15 protein-coding genes are annotated in these 17603 nt (G+C 40.9%); 2 read left to right on the top strand and 13 right to left on the bottom strand.

Annotation, left to right across the window (positions count from 1 at the left end; all coding sequences use genetic code 11):
- Positions 1–3: 3 nt before the first annotated feature.
- The 4 genes from JI723_RS04050 to JI723_RS04035 form a co-directional block, all read right to left on the bottom strand.
- On the bottom strand, positions 4–342 hold the full coding sequence (locus JI723_RS04050) for a P-II family nitrogen regulator (protein ID WP_070926750.1): 339 nt from the start codon (positions 340–342) through the stop codon (positions 4–6).
- 207 nt (positions 343–549) lie between these two features.
- A complete protein-coding gene (locus tag JI723_RS04045) occupies positions 550–2334 on the bottom strand; it encodes a SmdB family multidrug efflux ABC transporter permease/ATP-binding protein (protein WP_337979792.1) in 1785 nt (594 codons plus the stop codon).
- Complete coding sequence (locus JI723_RS04040) at positions 2331–4076, bottom strand: SmdA family multidrug ABC transporter permease/ATP-binding protein (RefSeq protein ID WP_319066944.1); 1746 nt, start codon at positions 4074–4076, stop codon at positions 2331–2333. The genes JI723_RS04045 and JI723_RS04040 overlap by 4 nt, the downstream gene beginning before the upstream one ends.
- Positions 4077–4156: 80 nt before the next feature.
- A complete protein-coding gene (locus JI723_RS04035) occupies positions 4157–4618 on the bottom strand; it encodes an Lrp/AsnC family transcriptional regulator (RefSeq protein ID WP_070927053.1) in 462 nt (153 codons plus the stop codon).
- 197 nt (positions 4619–4815) lie between these two features.
- On the opposite strand from JI723_RS04035, the gene queC reads away from it, so the two are divergent.
- Positions 4816–5514 carry a 7-cyano-7-deazaguanine synthase QueC gene (queC, locus tag JI723_RS04030; RefSeq protein ID WP_272580383.1) on the top strand — a complete coding sequence of 233 codons (699 nt, stop codon included), beginning with the start codon at positions 4816–4818 and terminating at the stop codon, positions 5512–5514.
- A gap of 50 nt (positions 5515–5564) precedes the next feature.
- Here the strand turns inward: queC and JI723_RS04025 are convergent, their stop codons facing one another.
- From JI723_RS04025 to bolA, 9 genes are all read right to left on the bottom strand, one after another.
- Positions 5565–5996, bottom strand: coding sequence for an acyl-CoA thioesterase (locus JI723_RS04025; RefSeq protein ID WP_070926758.1), 432 nt, complete (start codon positions 5994–5996; stop codon positions 5565–5567).
- A gap of 173 nt (positions 5997–6169) precedes the next feature.
- Positions 6170–6538, bottom strand: a complete 369-nt coding sequence (locus JI723_RS04020) for a ComEA family DNA-binding protein (protein ID WP_272580384.1) — start codon at positions 6536–6538, stop codon at positions 6170–6172.
- Between the two features lie 146 nt (positions 6539–6684).
- Positions 6685–8553 carry a peptidylprolyl isomerase gene (gene ppiD, locus JI723_RS04015; RefSeq protein WP_272580385.1) on the bottom strand — a complete coding sequence of 623 codons (1869 nt, stop codon included), beginning with the start codon at positions 8551–8553 and terminating at the stop codon, positions 6685–6687.
- Positions 8554–8725: 172 nt separating this feature from the next.
- Entirely contained in the window at positions 8726–9001 is a 276-nt protein-coding gene (hupB, locus tag JI723_RS04010; RefSeq protein WP_175442508.1) for a nucleoid-associated protein HU-beta, read from the bottom strand.
- 212 nt (positions 9002–9213) lie between these two features.
- Complete coding sequence (gene lon / locus JI723_RS04005) at positions 9214–11652, bottom strand: endopeptidase La (protein ID WP_070926764.1); 2439 nt, start codon at positions 11650–11652, stop codon at positions 9214–9216.
- Positions 11653–11860: 208 nt separating this feature from the next.
- The gene (gene clpX / locus JI723_RS04000) at positions 11861–13138 is read right to left on the bottom strand and encodes an ATP-dependent protease ATP-binding subunit ClpX (protein ID WP_140181917.1); all 1278 of its coding nucleotides are present in this window, start codon (positions 13136–13138) and stop codon (positions 11861–11863) included.
- A 102-nt stretch (positions 13139–13240) separates the two neighbouring features.
- A complete protein-coding gene (gene clpP, locus JI723_RS03995; protein ID WP_070926768.1) occupies positions 13241–13861 on the bottom strand; it encodes an ATP-dependent Clp endopeptidase proteolytic subunit ClpP in 621 nt (206 codons plus the stop codon).
- 679 nt (positions 13862–14540) lie between these two features.
- Positions 14541–15845 (bottom strand): trigger factor, encoded by a 1305-nt coding sequence (gene tig / locus JI723_RS03990; RefSeq protein ID WP_070926770.1) that lies wholly within the window; start codon positions 15843–15845, stop codon positions 14541–14543.
- Between the two features lie 356 nt (positions 15846–16201).
- On the bottom strand, positions 16202–16516 hold the full coding sequence (gene bolA, locus JI723_RS03985; protein ID WP_404826916.1) for a transcriptional regulator BolA: 315 nt from the start codon (positions 16514–16516) through the stop codon (positions 16202–16204).
- Between the two features lie 500 nt (positions 16517–17016).
- Here bolA and JI723_RS03980 point away from each other — a divergent pair, with 500 nt between their 5' ends.
- Positions 17017–17595 (top strand): YajG family lipoprotein, encoded by a 579-nt coding sequence (locus JI723_RS03980; protein WP_070927057.1) that lies wholly within the window; start codon positions 17017–17019, stop codon positions 17593–17595.
- Positions 17596–17603: the final 8 nt, after the last annotated feature.

Genomic DNA, 17603 nt, shown 5'->3' with positions numbered 1-17603 from the left:
CTCCTAAAGTGCCTCATCTTGTTTCTCACCGGTACGGATCCGTATAGCCTGCTCCAGTTCAAACACAAATATTTTTCCATCCCCCACTTGCCCTGTATTTGCAGCTTTTTCGATTGCCTCGATAACCTGATCGGCAAATTCATCTGATACAGCAATTTCCATACGTACTTTAGGCAAAAAATCAACGACATACTCTGCACCACGATATAATTCAGAATGACCTTTTTGGCGCCCGAATCCACGAACCTCAGTAATTGTTAAACCTTGGACACCAATATCTGAAAGCGCTTCTCTTACTTCGTCTAACTTAAAAGGTTTAATGATTGCGATGATGTATTTCATTTTGCCTCCAATTAATTTAATTCCCTGTCACCCCATGCTAAATATTTCCCATAACAACAAGACCAACCGCAAAAATACTTAGAGTAAATAGTGTTAAGCAAATAGCGTGCCAAAATTAATTACACTTATAATTCAAAGAGTCATGACAAAAGAAAAGGCCACTCAACTGAGTGGCCTTGCAAAATGCATTATAAGTGTGCAAAAAAACTAAATGAGTACCGTTTCAGACTCAGTACCATCATGTTGGATTAAAGATTCACCAACTTGCTGTAATTGATACATTTGATAATAGCGCCCTTTTTGCTGTAGTAATTGCATATGATTTCCTTTCTCAACAATTGCACCACGATGGAGCACAACCACCTGATCCGCATCAATAATCGTTGATAAACGGTGTGCAATAACCACCAAAGTGGTCGTTTGACGAATAATACGTAGCGCTTTTTGAATAGACTGTTCAGTGCCTGAGTCAATATTGGCTGTAGCTTCATCAAGAATAAGAATTTTTGGTGTAACAACTAACACACGAGCCATCGCCAGCAGCTGCCGCTGACCAACTGACAATGTATTACCTTGTTCACCAAGCATTGAATCTAAACCATCCGGTAACAAGCGCACATGTTCAGCAAGTTGCACCATTTCTAGCACCTGCCAAACTTTGTCTTGTGACACATCGCGCCCCAAGGCAACGTTATCAAAGAAAGAAGCGGCGAGTACAACAGGATCTTGTTGTACCATAGCAATACCGTTACGCAAAACTTGATGCGACAACGAATGTAAAGGGCGACCATCAAGCAAGATTTCACCTTGCTGCCATGGGTAATATCCCATAATCAAGTTAGCGATAGTACTTTTACCGCTCCCTGTATGCCCCACTAATGCAACAAAACTATTTTCTGGAACGTGAAGATTAATATCATTGAGTACCTTTTTGTCTTCACGGTAGGCAAATGATACATGTTGGATATCAATAGCGCCGCTTTTTAATGGCGCTGCATGCTCACCATAACCTTGTTTTGGGCTATCCATTAATTCGAATACTCGCTCCCCTGATACTACTGCTTGTTGTAACATAGACTGCTGAGAGGTCAGTTCAATTAATGGCTCATTTAAACGCCCAAGGTAGTTAATAAAAGCATATAAAACACCAACACCTATCGTTGTAGCACCATCAATACCAAATAAAAATAGTAGCCCACATAGAACAGATGCAGACAACAAACTCAAAAGAGGACGCAATAATAAGCCATCTAATTTCAATGCCTTCATACGTTCATGATAATGATCTTCGCTCGCTTGCAACATTTTCTCACCAAATCTAGCTTGCTGGCGAAACTGTTGAATGACCGTCATACCATTAATCACTTCATTAAAACCATTGTTAATCTCAGCCAGATAAGAGCGTACTCGTCTGACAATTGGCGTGCTTAAGCGTTGGTAAGCAAACATCACCACCAACACAGCGGGGAAAATCATAATCGCCACCAAAGCCATTCGCCACTCAAGGGTAAACATCGCAATCAACATGGCACAGATAAGCGCTAAGCTACGAAATACCGTAGGCACAACCATAACAAATAAGTCTTTAATGACTTCAGTATCATTGGTTACCCGAGAAATAATTTGCCCTACAGGTTGTTTATCAAAAGCACTTAAAGGCTGCCTTAACGCGGAGTTCATCACATCAGTGCGTAGCGCTTGTACAACACCAACCGCGGCTTTATTAAAAAGTATCGTTTGGTAATAATGAAGTAGTGCCGCTAAAACCTGCAACACCACAAACCCAATCACCATATATAAGGCTAATGGCATAATTATTTGCTTCTTAGCAACCATATTGTCGATAAAATAGCTAATCAGTAATGGGCCACTCACTTCCGCCGCCGCTGCAACCCATAACATGATAATTGCTACCGACATCGTTCCACGATGTACTTTTCCATAACCCATTAGACGCTTTAATGCAGGCCAAAGAGGCTTCTTCTGACTCATAAATCACCGTCCAAAGCTGCTTCAATCTGTTGATAATGATACATATCCTTGTACCAACCTGATTGAACCGATAGCGTTGTATGAATACCTTCCGCCGCGATACTCCCTTGGGATAAAACCAGAATATTGTCCGCTTCAACCAATGCAGATAAACGATGCGCGCTGATGATCAGCGTTCTTCCTTCACGCCAACGGCTAAGATTTTGTAAAATTGTAAATTCAGTTTGCCCATCCACAGCGGATAACGCATCATCTAAGACTAAAATTTCCGCATTTTGTAAAATAGCACGAGCAATAGAAATACGTTGCTTTTGCCCACCAGACAACATAACACCTCGTTCACCGACTTGAGTTTGATAGCCTTCAGGCAACCTCAAAATATCATCATGTACACAGGCAATTCGTGCGGCTTCTTCTATTTGCTCAACCGTTGCCTGTGGATGGCCTAACGCAATATTGCCTGCAACAGTATCAGAAAATAAAAATGGCGATTGATTAACAATCGCTAACCGGCTACGCCACTCATCAAGTTGAATGGTTGGTAACGAATGGCCTTGATAACAAATTTCACCTTCAGTGACATCAAATTGCCGCTGAAGTAGAGTAATTAATGTTGACTTGCCTGAGCCAGTTGGGCCACATAACCCTAAAAATTGTCCTGGTTGCAAATCGAAACGGATATCATGTAATGCCACTCGCTCAGTTTCAGGATAGCGAAATACCTTAATATTTACGCTTAATTTACCTCGTTCTGCCTTTAGAGATTGTTGACCATCTGCAATATCTAAAGGCTCATTCAACAATTCTCGAATACGGCTATACGCCGCACTACCACGCTCTACAATATTGAACATCCAAGCCAGAGCAAGCATCGGCCAAATCATTAATCCTAGATACATCACAAAACTAGTCAGTTCACCAAGAGTTAATGTGCCTTGTAATACCATCCAACTCCCTCCAGCAATTGCTAGAAGGTTTGCCATACCGATAGCTATAAAAATAGTTGGATCAAAGCGTGCATCTACTCGTGCCACATGCATATTACGACGCCCAGCTTCGGTTGCCACTTGCTCAAACTGATTCGATTGATGATCTTCAAGGCCAAATGCTTTGATCATCCGAATACTGGTCAGGCTTTCTTGTGCATGGTTATTTAAAGAAGAAAATGCTCCTTGTGCATGCTTAAAGCGGTGATGTAACTGGTCACCAAAGCGTTTGATCACTATCGCCATAATTGGCATAGGGATCAGAGCTAATAACGTTAGCTGCCAACTAATATTGACACTCATCATGAGTAGCACCGCACAGCCCATGACTAACGAGTCAACAAAGGTTAAAACCCCTTCACCAGCAGCAAATACCACTCGGTCAACATCATTGGTAGTACGAGCAATTAAATCGCCAGTGCGATAGCGCAAATAAAAGGATTGATTCTGAAGACTGAGTTGCCGATAAAACTTTTGTCGTAGCTGTACCGCTAGCTTATAAGAGGCACCAAATAACCAGAGTCGCCATACATAGCGCAAACCATAAACAACAACCGCAATACCTAGCATCAATGTGACATAAGATACTAACTGGCTGGTTGCCATGGTTTGGTTACTAATACCATCCACCACCACGCCAACTAATCTAGGTGGAACAAGTTGTAAAATCGCAATAATAATTAAAAAGCAAACAGCGCCACAGTAACGTCGCCACTCACTAAAAAAATACCAGCGTAGTTGTGAAAATAATCGCACTTAGTCACAGCCTTGAATCAAGTTTAATGGTCTATCGTTATCATCATAACAACAATAGCGGTAATACAGCGTTAACATCGCTAGTCAGGGATGGGTAACACAGTCGTATATTTAATTTTTTCCATGGCAAAACTGGAGGTAACGTCAATCAACCCATGAACACCATTAACCAGTTTTTTGTAGAATAGATCGTAAGATTTCATGTCTTTAACTTCAACCTGCATAAAGTAATCATACTCCCCTGCCATACGATAGAATATCAGTACTTCAGGAAGCTGGCTGACAAATGACACAAATTGCTCATACCATTCGCTGTTATGGTGTTGTGTTTTAATCATCACAATCACCGTCAATCCTAATCCTAATTTTTCGCCATCGAGTAAAGTCACCCGACTGCGGATATAGCCATCATCTTCAAGGCGTTTTAACCTTTTCCAACAAGGAGTTGAAGTTAAACTAACGTGTTCTGCGAGTGCATTTAAAGAGAGGCTACTATCATTTTGCAGTAAACGAAGTAACTTTTTATCTATCTTGTCTAACATAAGCGCTCTCTGTTGATTATAAAATGCCATTAATTACGCTATATCATAGAATAATTTTACCTAAATAGGTGGGAAGAGTATAAATAATTCATCAATTAACGATAAAAGGTCAAATTAAGTCTGTGCATGTTAGCCTAGCACCGCTAACATGGCTGATGAACAAACTCAGTACTTATTTTTTATCAAAGGGAGTATTTATGAAACGTGCGGTTGTTGTCTTCAGTGGCGGACAAGATTCGACAACGTGCCTTATTCAAGCACTAACAACTTATGATGAAGTCCATTGCATCACCTTCGATTATGGTCAGCGCCACCGTTTTGAAATTGAAGTAGCACAAAAACTTAGTCACTCCCTTGGGGCAACCGCACACAAAACACTTGATGTCACTCTACTTAATGAACTTGCTGTGAGTAGTCTAACTCGCGATAACATCCCAGTTCCTAATTATCATGAAAGCGAAGCTAGTGGATTACCAACCACCTTTGTTCCCGGTAGAAATATCTTATTTTTAACCTTAGCGGCTATTTATGCATACCAAGTCCAAGCTGAGGCAGTGATCACTGGTGTCTGTGAAACTGACTTCTCAGGCTACCCTGATTGCAGAGATGAATTTGTTAAAGCTCTTAACCATGCTGTTAGCTTAGGATTGGCAAAAGATATTCGTTTCGAAACCCCACTGATGTGGCTCGATAAAGCACAAACATGGGCACTTGCAGATTACTATGGCCATTTAGACACCGTCAGAGCCCAAACATTGACTTGTTATAACGGCATACAAGGCGATGGCTGCGGTGAATGTGCCGCCTGCCACCTTAGAAGTAAAGGCTTAACGCATTATTTGGCCAATAAAGACGCTGTTTTAGTCTCCTTAAAAAACAAACTGGATCTCCCTTAGCTTTGTACTTATGTAATCGGAAAGTGTTTCAACACTTTCCGATTTCTCTTTTAAACCGCAATAAAATCACCAGTCTCACTGAGTGATAGTTGTTGTAATTTCTCTAGTATTTCACCATTAAGTGGGACTGATTTATTCGCAACTAAATCAACTATCACAAATGTCAGTACTGCATCTGATACCAGCTCTTTTTTACCATTCCTTTCTCGTGATATTTGCTGATAGCATAGTGCACTCTTGGTGTTAATTTTATCGATACGCGTTACAACGGTTAGTTGGTCATTAATTACTGCCCCTTGAAAATAGTTTACATTGATGTTTACAACCACCATAGCCAACTGTTTTTTAAGTGCCCATTCAAGAAAACCTTGATTAGCCATTACAGCCCATCGATCAGTTTCATAAAACTCAAGGTAACGTGCATTATTAACATGTTGAAATACATCGATGTGATAACCACACACTTTTATTTTTGTTGCCATAACTACTCCGACCAGTTGCCATGTTTTTACAAAAAGATAACAAAAAATCATGACTCATGCACAAATCATTTAGTTTATGTGATATACATCGCCGTTATAGCCACTAATGAAGCAATCACAGACTGGAAACATTAAAACAAGTACCCATGCAACATAAATGGGTACCAAGTGAATTACAGAGTTAACTTACTCCTATTTTTTTCTAAAAATGAGGGACCTATTCCTTTCACCTCTAAAATATTTTCTAACGAACTAAATGCACCATATTTGTCCCTATATTCAACAATTGCCTTTGCTTTTTGGATCCCTATCCCACTCAGTTTCTTAGCCAATTCCTCTGCACTTGCTTGATTAATATTAACTTGATGAGTACTGCTAGAATGAGTTGCATCGACAACCTGCTGAGACGTTTGGTTCGTTACTGCTAATGATGGTTTCTCAGTTTCCGTTTTTTTAGCTAATGCTTGCTGTTGATACATCAACATTGAAAATATGATCACAACACTACCTAAAAACTGTTTTGTTAATTGCATCCATGACATCGAGTTTCTCCTGTTTAAAGTGAGATAACACAATGCCAAGAAGATAATAGAAAAGCTTTTTAATCAGAGTAGAAATAAGAAAGGCCACCCAAAGGTGGCCTCAAAGAATGCTATCTTGCAATAAAAATTGCGAGGAGCTTCCCAAATTACTCGACGTTGAACTCTTCAATTTTTGCGTTATTACGTAGGTTCAGCATCAATGCTTCATTCACTGAAGCTGCCATCATGCCTTGATACTCTCTAGTTAACTGCGCTAACTCTTCCTCAGAAGCTTTACCTGCGGTTACTTTATCAAGTTGAATGATAACTAGGTTATCTTGTGCATCACGCGCTGTTGCATAAGTTGCTTTACCGTCTACTGGTTTCGCCATTGCCATCGCTGCACCAGTAATTGGTGTTTGTGGCATAACACGAGAAACCGTTTCAGGGGCAGTAAATGTCACATTAGCCTCACTTAGCGCTGACTCACCTTTACCTTCTTTCAGTGCAGCAAGCAATTTATCGCCTTCCGCTTTTAGTACTGCATTTGCTTTTTGACGTTTAACTAGTGCTTCAATTTCAGGTTTGACGGTTTCTAAGGATTCGATTTGCTCTGGTTTGTACTCTGTAACACGAACCACAAATGCACGATCACCTTCAACGTTAATCACGTCAGAGTTGATACCTGTAGAACCATTTTTATCTACTAGGCGTTCACTGAAAATCTCATTGATCACTTTAGGGAATTTCAATGCCTCTGGTGGATTGTTCTTATCAAACCAGTCAGTTGTTGCCACTTTTAGGCCTGAAACTTCTTCGACAGATGCTAAAGATTCATTATCGTTAGTTGCAGCTTCACTGACTTTTTGCTGTAAGTCATAGAACTGTTTAACATTTTTCTCTTGGCTTAATGTCGTTTTCAGTCCATCTTTTACTGAATCAAATGATTTAACGCTTTCAGGTTTAATATCATCCAAACGGAAAATAACAAAACTTTCTCCGGATTTAACTGGCGCAGAAATTTGACCTTTTTCTGTTAGCTTAGCGTCAGCAATTTCAGCAGGGGTAGACGCCTCTTCCATCCAACCGATAACACCTTTATTGCCAGCACTGAATTTATCAGTCGACTTTTCAGCCGCGAGGGTTTCAAAATTAGCCCCTGCTTTTAGCTCATCGACGATTGCATTCGCTTCTTTTTCAGAGGCGACTTGGATCATGCTGTAATGCTTTTGCTCCGCCTGAGTATAATTTTTCAGGTTTTGCTCATAGTAGGTTTTCAGCTCTTCATCAGAAACGGTTTGCTCTGGCAGCGTCGTTGCGTCAATCTCAACGTAGCTGACTTTAACTTTCTCAGGTGAAATGAAGCTATCGTGGTTTGCATCATAGTAAGCTTTAATTTCATCTTCAGTCACAGACTGTTTAGCTTGTGCATCCGCTAATGATAACGTCGCTGTGCGAATTTCACGCTCTTGTAAAAATAGCTCCGCATACGTTTTGACTTCTGAAGGAAGTGCAAAATCGCTGCCTGTGAAAGCTTTAGCTAACTGTGCGCGCACCAAATCATTACGGATTTGGGCAGCAAAGTTGTCCGCATTGACATTATATTGCTTTAATATCAAACGATACTTTTCGCTATCAAAGTTACCATTAGTTTGGAAAATTGGCATCGCGAAAATCGCTTTCTCTATCTGCGCATCGCTCGCAGACAGGTTTAATTCTTGCGCATACTGATTAATCAGCTCACTATTAATTAAGTTGGCAAGTGCTTGAGCACGCAATGCTCTCATGGCTTCTTCATTACCAGCTATTTCAGAGAATCTGTCTCCCAAATTCTCTTGTAAGGACTGACGCTCTTGCGAGAAAGCCTGTTGTAGTTGCTCCCTGCTAATTGACTGTCCATTTACTTCGGCAGCATCATTGCTCGACCCACCAATCATGTAACCGGCAACCCCTGTCAGCACGAATGACAGAATAATAATAGCCAGTAGCACTTTGATAAAAGGACTGTTCGCTTTCGTGCGTAGATTGTCCATCATAAAAAGGCTTAACTCCGCTTGGTTGAATTCATTTCCTAATAATACGCTAATCTTAACCCAGATTGAAAAAAAAGCGCATCATTTCCATGATGCGCCTCTATATTAGCTGATTAATAATATTCAGTCAGTGTGAGTTTTAGAAAAAATAAAACAAACTCAAAATAAAACTGGATTAACCATTAACCGCGTCTTTTAAACCTTTGCCCGGACGGAAAGCAGGTACTTTCGCCGCAGCGATTTTGATTTCTTTACCTGTTTGTGGGTTACGTCCTGTGCGAGCAGCACGTTCACGAACTGTGAATGTACCAAAGCCAACTAAAGCAACATCATCACCTTTGCTCAGTGAGCCAGTTACAGATGCAACGAATGCATCAACAACACGACCAGCTGCAGCTTTAGAAATATTCGCTTCAGAAGCGATTTGATCAATCAGTTGAGACTTATTCACTCTTATCATCCCCATATTAGTTTTGACTATGATCTTAATTAGGCTATTAAGCTAATTAATGATGCAGCCGTTATATCAATCCTTAATGCCAATGGCAAGAGAACAGATAACATCCAAATAATTATCAGAATCATCGTTAAATTAGCGACGAAAAAAAAGGCTGACAACCCCTAAATAGGTCATCAGCCTCATTTTTATTTAAACTTCTTGATTCAGCTCACTCTTTTCGACTTATTTTTTACGACTTCCGCACCAAATGGTGGGTTCACTAATGCTAAAGAGAGTACTTCTTCAATCGTTTTCACTGGATGAATTTCCAAATCAGCAATAACATTTTCTGGAATTTCTTCCAAATCACGCTTGTTCTCAAATGGAATTAACACCGTTTTAATACCACCACGATGTGCAGCCAGTAATTTTTCTTTCAAACCACCGATAGGTAAAACTAATCCTCTTAAGGTAATCTCACCTGTCATTGCCACGTCAGCTTTAACTGGGTTACCTGTTAAACAAGAAACCAGCGCCGTCGACATCGCAATACCAGCACTTGGGCCATCTTTCGGTGTTGCACCTTCAGGCACGTGTACATGAATATCACGTTTTTCATAGAAATCACTGTTAATACCCAGTTTTTCTGCGCGTGCACGTACTACTGTTAAGGCAGTTTGAATCGATTCTTGCATCACTTCACCAAGAGAACCTGTATAAGTCAGTTTCCCTTTACCCGGTACGCAAGCTGTTTCAATAGTTAATAGATCACCACCTACTTCAGTCCATGCCAGACCAGTTACCTGACCGACGCGGTTTTCAGTATCTGCTTGGCCGTAATCGAATTTGCGAACCCCTAAGAAATCTTTCAGGTTATCAGCATTAATTTCGATGTGTTTAAGCTTTTTATCCATCAATAAGGATTTAACCGCTTTACGGCACAGTTTCGAAATCTCACGCTCAAGACTACGAACACCCGCTTCACGAGTGTAATAACGAATGATACTAATTAATGCACTGTCATCAATGGTTAATTCACCTTTTTTCAGGGCATTACGCTGAATTTGCTTCGACAGTAAGTGTTGTTTAGCAATATTCAGTTTTTCATCTTCCGTATAACCTGACAGACGGATCACTTCCATACGATCAAGCAGCGGAGCAGGTATGTTCATTGAGTTTGATGTTGCAACAAACATCACATCAGAAAGATCGTAATCAACTTCCAGATAATGGTCGTTAAATGCGACGTTTTGCTCAGGATCCAATACCTCTAACAAGGCTGAAGCTGGATCACCACGCATGTCTGATGACATTTTGTCGATCTCATCGAGCAAGAATAGTGGGTTTTTTACGCCTACTTTTGCCATTTTCTGGATCAATTTACCCGGCATGGAACCGATGTAGGTGCGACGATGTCCACGGATTTCCGCTTCATCACGTACACCACCTAGCGCCATACGGGTATACTGGCGGCCAGTTGCCTTAGCAATAGATTGGCCAAGTGAGGTTTTACCAACCCCAGGAGGCCCTACCAAGCACAAAATAGGCCCTTTGATCTTGCTGACACGGCTTTGTACTGCCAGATACTCTAAAATACGTTCTTTTACACGCTCTAAACCATAGTGGTCAGTATCGAGAATCTCTTGAGCCTTCACGAGGTCTTTTTTTACTTTACTGCGTGCGTGCCATGGTACCTGAACCATCCAGTCGATATAGCTACGCACAACCGTGGCTTCAGCTGACATTGGAGACATCATTTTTAGCTTCTGCAATTCCGCTTCTGCTTTTTCATGTGCCTCTTTTGGCATTTTTGCTTCTTCAATTTTGCGTTTTAGCGCTTCATATTCGTCAGGAGCATCATCCATTTCACCAAGCTCTTTTTGAATCGCTTTCATTTGCTCATTCAAATAGTATTCACGTTGGCTTTTTTCCATCTGCTTCTTAACACGGTTGCGGATGCGTTTCTCAACTTGCAGTAATTCAGTTTCTGACTCCATCATTGCCATCAGGAACTCAACACGCTCTGCTACATTTGCCATCTCCAGCACTCGCTGTTTATCAGCCAATTTCAATGGCATATGAGAGGCAATCGTATCAGCAAGTTTATCCAGCTGATCTTGCTCAATGGAATGCAGTGAAGTCAGTACTTCAGGTGGAATTTTTTTATTGAGTTTGATGTAGCTCTCAAACTGACTAACAATCGTGCGATAAAGAACTTCTTGTTCTTTTTCATCAAGAAGCTCTGCCGCAGGTGCAGCAGCTTCGTTATAAAAATCTTTAGCCTCTGAGCTATTTTTCTCAGATTCTGACTTCAAATATTCGGCTTGTGCTATGAAATATTCACCATTATCAGTCAAGCTACTAATGTGTGCTCTTCTTAGGCCTTCAACTAAAACTTTAACGGTGCCATCAGGCAGCTTTAGCATTTGGATAACTGAAGCAACAGTACCAACTGAAAATAGGTCATTGACTCCAGGCTCATCAGTTGAAGCTTCTTTTTGAGCTACGAGCATTACTTGCTTGTCATGATCCATCGCTGCTTCCAGACTGTGAATGGATTTTTCACGTCCAACAAACAGTGGGATCACCATATGTGGGTACACCACTACATCACGCAGAGGCAATACTGGTATTTCAATGCGTTCGGAACGCTCAGGATTCATAAAGCTCTCTCTTCGTTTAGCTTGCGCTAGTTTAAGGGTTTCCAACAATTGCTCAAAAAATGTTTATTTTAGGAGCAAAGAAACCACACTCAGAATATAAACTATATGGGGATAAGATTTTAGCATTCAATGGGTCATTGAAGATAAAAAATGAAATGAGGGATAACCCTCATTTCATTCATAAATTGTTACTGCTAAATCTTAGGTGTTAATTATCACCAGAGGCTTGAGCATCAGGCTTGCTGTAGATCAGTAATGGTTCAGATTGTTCGTTAATAACGTTTTCATCAACCACCACTTTTTCTACATTTTCCATAGAAGGTAGGTCATACATTGTGTTTAACAACGCAGCTTCCACAATAGAACGTAAGCCACGGGCCCCCGTTTTACGTGCCATCGCTTTTTTAGCAATTGCTTTTAACGCATCTTCACGAAACTCTAATTCAGTTCCTTCAAGGTTAAATAACGCTTGATATTGCTTAGTTAATGCGTTTTTCGGCTCTTGTAAAATTTGGATCAATGCTTCTTCACTAAGTTCTGTTAATGTTGCCACAACTGGCAAACGACCAATAAACTCAGGGATCAAACCAAATTTGATCAAATCTTCTGGCTCAGTCTTCGCTAATAATGCACCTTCAGTAATTTTTTCAGATTCGCCTTTCACTTCTGCTGCGAAACCAATACCTGAACGTGTATTTAAACGCTGACCGATCACTTTATCTAGGCCAGCAAAAGCACCACCACAGATAAATAAGATCTTAGAGGTATCAACCTGTAAAAACTCTTGCTGAGGATGCTTACGGCCACCTTGTGGTGGAACTGCTGCAATCGTGCCTTCAATCAGTTTTAGCAACGCTTGTTGCACACCTTCACCTGAAACATCACGGGTGATCGATGGGTTATCTGATTTACGAGAAATTTTGTCAATTTCATCAATGTAAACAATACCACGTTGGGCTTTTTCTACATCATAATCGCATTTTTGGAGCAGTTTTTGGATGATGTTTTCAACATCTTCACCTACATAACCGGCTTCTGTTAATGTTGTGGCATCCGCCATGGTGAAAGGGACATCCAAATAACGCGCTAATGTTTCAGCAAGCAGGGTTTTACCACTACCTGTTGGCCCAATCAGCAAAATGTTACTTTTACCCAGTTCTACACCTTCGTTAGTGGTATCACCATTACGTAAACGTTTGTAGTGGTTATACACTGCGACAGCAAGAACTTTTTTCGCTTGTTCTTGACCTATGACATAATCATCAAGGTGCTCGCGGATCTCATGGGGTGTCGGCAGTGCACTGCGTTCACGATGAGGAGCTAGTTCTTTAATCTCTTCACGAATGATGTCGAGGCATAAATCGACACATTCATCACAGATATAGACTGACGGACCTGCAATCAGCTTGCGGACTTCGTGCTGACTTTTTCCGCAGAAAGAGCAGTACAACAGTTTACCTGACCCCTCTTTGCGCTTTTCTGTCATCAGTTGACCTCACTTATCGTCAAATTGCCCTGTTTAATTACCATCTGATAACCCGAAACAGGGCAATAAATTTCTTCAATATTCAGGGAATCCCCTAACTAATTAACGGCTGGTATAAATTTGATCAACCAACCCATATTCTTTGGCTTCATTTGCAGATAAGAAACGATCACGTTCAGTATCACGGTTAATCTCTTCAATCGATTTACCCGTATGCAATGCCATCAATTCATTCATTCGAGACTTAACTTTCAGGATTTCCTGAGCGTGGATCTCAATATCTGTCGCTTGACCTTGATAACCCCCTAAAGGTTGGTGGATCATCACACGCGAGTTTGGCAAACAGAAGCGTTTACCTTTTGTCCCAGCAGTCAGCAAGAAAGCGCCCATAGAGCAAGCCTGCCCCATACAAATCGTACTAACATCAGGTTTAATAAACTGCATGGTGTCATAAATTGACATACCCGCGGTGATCACACCACCCGGCGAGTTGATATAAAGCTGGATATCTTTTTCTGGGTTTTCTGCTTCCAGAAATAGCATCTGTGCGACGATGAGGTTCGCCATATGATCTTCCACCTGACCTGTCAGGAAGATAATACGTTCTTTTAACAGACGTGAATAAATATCGTATGAACGTTCACCCCGAGAGGTCTGCTCAATGACCATTGGCACAAGTGCCATTTGGGATGCTAGGTTTTCCTGACCGCCAAAATGTGACATCGAAATCTCCTATTAAAACTTTCTGGTGCTTGCGCCTAAGTTGACTGTTTGCTTATCTTTTGGGCAGCAAACAAACAGTTTGTCTTTAAAAATTATCTTTATCTTGCATAAATCACAATCATCTCACAGCTTCTACGCTTTTAAGTTGACTAAAAAGCCTTCGAAGAAATGTGCACTTATTTATACTCGTCATGCTTCAAGTTGCAGCATTGTTGCCTTCGCTTACCCACGCTAGCCACACACTTATATATGCACCTAGTATCTCATGCGCTTGTCCCTAGCTGACCTTGAATAGTTTAGAGCATAGAGTGATTATGTCGTAGAAAATAAGACGCACTTTAAAATAGTTTAACACAAGTCTGTAAGGATTCACGGATTTGTTGCTTACATTAACCCGACATTATTCAGCCAATATAACTAAAATATACCGTGCCGCCTTTAATCAAATTAGGGCAAAAATGTTATTTTCAAGACTATTTTATACTCAAAATAATTCGAAGTGCAGCTAGGCGACAAGCGAAGATAGCCGAGGAGCATAGATAAACTCTATGACTCGGCTAGCTGAACGAGGTCAACAACGCTGCAACTTGAAGTATGACGAGTATAATCAAATTGACAAAAAACCCGCAATGCAGCATAGCATCACGGGTTTCTAATTTGCATAACTTAAAAAATGAAATTAGCCAGCTTGAACTTGATTCATCAGTTCAGTGAAGTTAGTTTCTTTTTCAGTTACTTTAGCTGCTTCTAATACTTTCTCAACAGCTTGTTCTTCTAGCGCTAAGTTACGAACACTGTTCATCAGCTCATTATTTTTGCTGTAGTATTCAATAACTTCTGCTGGATCTTCGTACGCCGATGCCATTTCTTCGATCAGAGTTTTAACGCGATCTTCGTCAGCTTTCAGTTCGTTAGAGCTGATCACTTCACCTAACAGCAGGCCGATAACAACGCGACGTTTTGCTTGTTCTTCGAACAGTTCACGAGGCAGTTCCATCGCTTGTTGTTCGTTACCACCGAAACGTTGAGCAGCTTGACGACGCAGAACGTCGATTTCGCCATCAACGACAGCAGCTGGAACGTCGATTTCATTTGCGTTAACCAGACCATCCAGAACTTGTGCTTTAATACGGTTACGAACCGCATTTTTCAGCTCACGTTCCATATTTTTACGTACTTCTGCACGCAGGCCTTCTAAAGTGCCATCAGCAATACCGAAACGCTTGATGAACTCTTCAGTGAATTCTGGCAGTTCACGTTCTTCAACTTTCTTCAGAACGATAGCAAATTTCGCTGCTTTCCCTTTCAGGTTTTCAGCATGGTAATCTTCTGGGAAGTTAACTTCGATATCGAACTCTTCGCCTGCTTTGTGACCAACGATGCCATCTTCAAAGCCAGGGATCATACGACCTTCGCCCATAACCAGTGCGAAATCTTCTGCTTTACCACCTTCAAATTCTTCACCATCGATAGAACCAGTGAAGTTGATAGTAATGCGTGAATCAGCAGTTGCAGCTTCAGCGATTTCTTTCCATTGAGCTTGTTGCTTACGCAGAGTTTCCAGCATGTTTTCCAGATCTTCATCTTTAACAGCAACAACTGGTTTTTCTACTTCGATAGTTTCCAGACCTTTCAGTTCGATTTCTGGGTAAACTTCGAATTCCACTGAGTAAACAAAATCTTTACCATCTTCAAGCATTTCAGGCTTGTAGCTTGGCGCACCAGCTGGATTGATTTTTTGCTCAACGATAGCGTTGATGAAGTTACGTTGCATCACATCGCCCAGAACGTCTTGCATAACAGACGCGCCGTAACGCTGCTTAACGATGTTCATTGGTACTTTCCCTTTACGGAAACCATCAACACGTACTTTCTTCGCGACGCTGACTAGCTCGCTGTTTACTGCTTTTTCAATATCGGCAGCAGGAACGGTGATTGTTACACGACGCCCAAGGCCTTGAGTCGTTTCAACAGAAACTTGCATCTTCTTACCTCAAAAAAAATCTTAGTGATCGGTCTACTCCAGAGTTATGCCATTAAATCATAATGACCATCTCCCTTCCAGAACCGGGGCGTTGTTTTCACAACGGTCATCCCTGATATCAGAAGCGTCCCGAAACCTTACTGAAAATTAGACGCAACATTATACCGATGCGGATGCTCTGAGTCGAGAAAAGCTGATAAAAGAAGCGATTATTCCTCTTTATTTGTGACTTTTCTGACTAAAATAAACATTCTTCAAGCAAATTGAAGAAAAAATCACCACCGATATGGATGTTGACATCATAAAACGAAATCAATTATTCCATCACAATGACAGTAACGGTCTCTATATGTCAATCAACCGTTTGTTTTACCACCACCACGACATGCAGGGGAGTTTAATGCAGTATCTGCTAATCCCTCCCACTCAGTAGGAGTATAAGTATGAAGGGCTAATGCATGAATACTCCCCGCTAGTTCGTCCGCCAAAATAGCATAAATTTCACGGTGGCGACCAACCATACGTTTATTTTCAAATAGTTCACTCACGAGTACGACCTTAAAATGGCTTTCTGAACCAGCAGGAACGTTGTGCTGATAGCTTTCGTTAATCACTTCCAAATGAACTGGCGCAAAGGCAGCCTGTAACTTTTGCTGGATATGAGATTGCATGTTGTGCCCCATAAAATAACTCCTAAATTGCTCCTAGATTATCGTTCTTCATTATCTTTTTTTGTACTGATAGTGGAGAATCATTCACAATGATATGATTAATACCTACTTTGACGAATTTTTTCAGAAATAGTTGTCTAACCATTCATAAGAAAGAAGCGTCAAATGGCAATTTATACTCTAAATAATTCGCGATTCAGGTAGGCGATAAGCGAACATAGGCGGTGAACATAGATAAACTCTATGACTCGGCTAACTGAGCGTAGTCAACAACACTGCATCTTGAAGTATGACGAGTATATACTCCAAATAATTCGAGTTGCAGTTAGGCGACAAGTGAAGATAGACGAGGAGCATAGATAAACTCTATGACTCGGCTAGCTGAGCGTAGTCAACAACACTGCAACTTGAAGGATTTCGAGTATATACCCTAACTCAATGGATGAGTGTTACACCATAGCGGAACACACTCAATTAAGAAAGATGAACTGGAAAAAATTATGTTAAGAAAACTGTGTTTTCCTCTTTTTGCACTATTTCTTCTAGCGGGTTGTGCAACCAGCAACAATACCTTATCGCTTGAACCTAAGATCACTTTACCTGCACGTAACCCAACACTCAATGCAACCGCAATTAGTGTGAGTAGTGTGGATAATAGAACCTCAAAATCACTAACAGAGATCAATCGTAATGGTAGTTTAGTGGTGCTATCACCTTCTCGTGATCCTCGTTATTTAATGCAAGAAGCCGTTGAAAAACAAATGGCCGCTCGTGGTTTTATGGTGTCCTCACCTGCTAATGTGAACCTCGTTGTCCAGCTAAATCAACTCAATGCTCAAGTCTCTGAGGGGAGCTTACGCCATAATATTACTGTCAATTCAAGTGTAACGGTTACAGCCACAGCACCTAATGGCTCAACCAAATCACGTACGTTTACGCGTAATTACAACAACCAAGAATTACTTGGCGCAAGTAACGAAAAAATCGAAAAAGCCATCAATCTTGCTTTAACTGATTTAATCGCTGATATGGCTAATGACCAAGAGTTAACCCAGTTTATCCGTCAAAACGCGCGGTAATTTCACGT

The sequence above is a fragment of the Providencia manganoxydans genome, from assembly GCF_016618195.1.
In the GTDB taxonomy this organism is placed as follows: Bacteria; Pseudomonadota; Gammaproteobacteria; order Enterobacterales; family Enterobacteriaceae; genus Providencia; species Providencia manganoxydans.
Note: the sequence above shows the minus strand (reverse complement) of the source record. Positions and strands in the feature narration are given on the sequence as shown.

Coding starts and splice junctions, on each gene's coding strand:
- JI723_RS04050 (WP_070926750.1), bottom strand. CDS start 342: ATGAAATACATCATCGCAATCATTAAACCTTTTAAGTTAGACGAAGTA.
- JI723_RS04045 (WP_337979792.1), bottom strand. CDS start 2,334: ATGAGTCAGAAGAAGCCTCTTTGGCCTGCATTAAAGCGTCTAATGGGT.
- JI723_RS04035 (WP_070927053.1), bottom strand. CDS start 4,618: ATGTTAGACAAGATAGATAAAAAGTTACTTCGTTTACTGCAAAATGAT.
- queC (WP_272580383.1), top strand. CDS start 4,816: ATGAAACGTGCGGTTGTTGTCTTCAGTGGCGGACAAGATTCGACAACG.
- JI723_RS04025 (WP_070926758.1), bottom strand. CDS start 5,996: ATGGCAACAAAAATAAAAGTGTGTGGTTATCACATCGATGTATTTCAA.
- JI723_RS04020 (WP_272580384.1), bottom strand. CDS start 6,538: ATGTCATGGATGCAATTAACAAAACAGTTTTTAGGTAGTGTTGTGATC.
- ppiD (WP_272580385.1), bottom strand. CDS start 8,553: ATGATGGACAATCTACGCACGAAAGCGAACAGTCCTTTTATCAAAGTG.
- lon (WP_070926764.1), bottom strand. CDS start 11,652: ATGAATCCTGAGCGTTCCGAACGCATTGAAATACCAGTATTGCCTCTG.
- clpX (WP_140181917.1), bottom strand. CDS start 13,138: ATGACAGAAAAGCGCAAAGAGGGGTCAGGTAAACTGTTGTACTGCTCT.
- clpP (WP_070926768.1), bottom strand. CDS start 13,861: ATGTCACATTTTGGCGGTCAGGAAAACCTAGCATCCCAAATGGCACTT.
- tig (WP_070926770.1), bottom strand. CDS start 15,845: ATGCAAGTTTCTGTTGAAACGACTCAAGGCCTTGGGCGTCGTGTAACA.
- bolA (WP_404826916.1), bottom strand. CDS start 16,516: ATGCAATCTCATATCCAGCAAAAGTTACAGGCTGCCTTTGCGCCAGTT.
- JI723_RS03980 (WP_070927057.1), top strand. CDS start 17,017: ATGTTAAGAAAACTGTGTTTTCCTCTTTTTGCACTATTTCTTCTAGCG.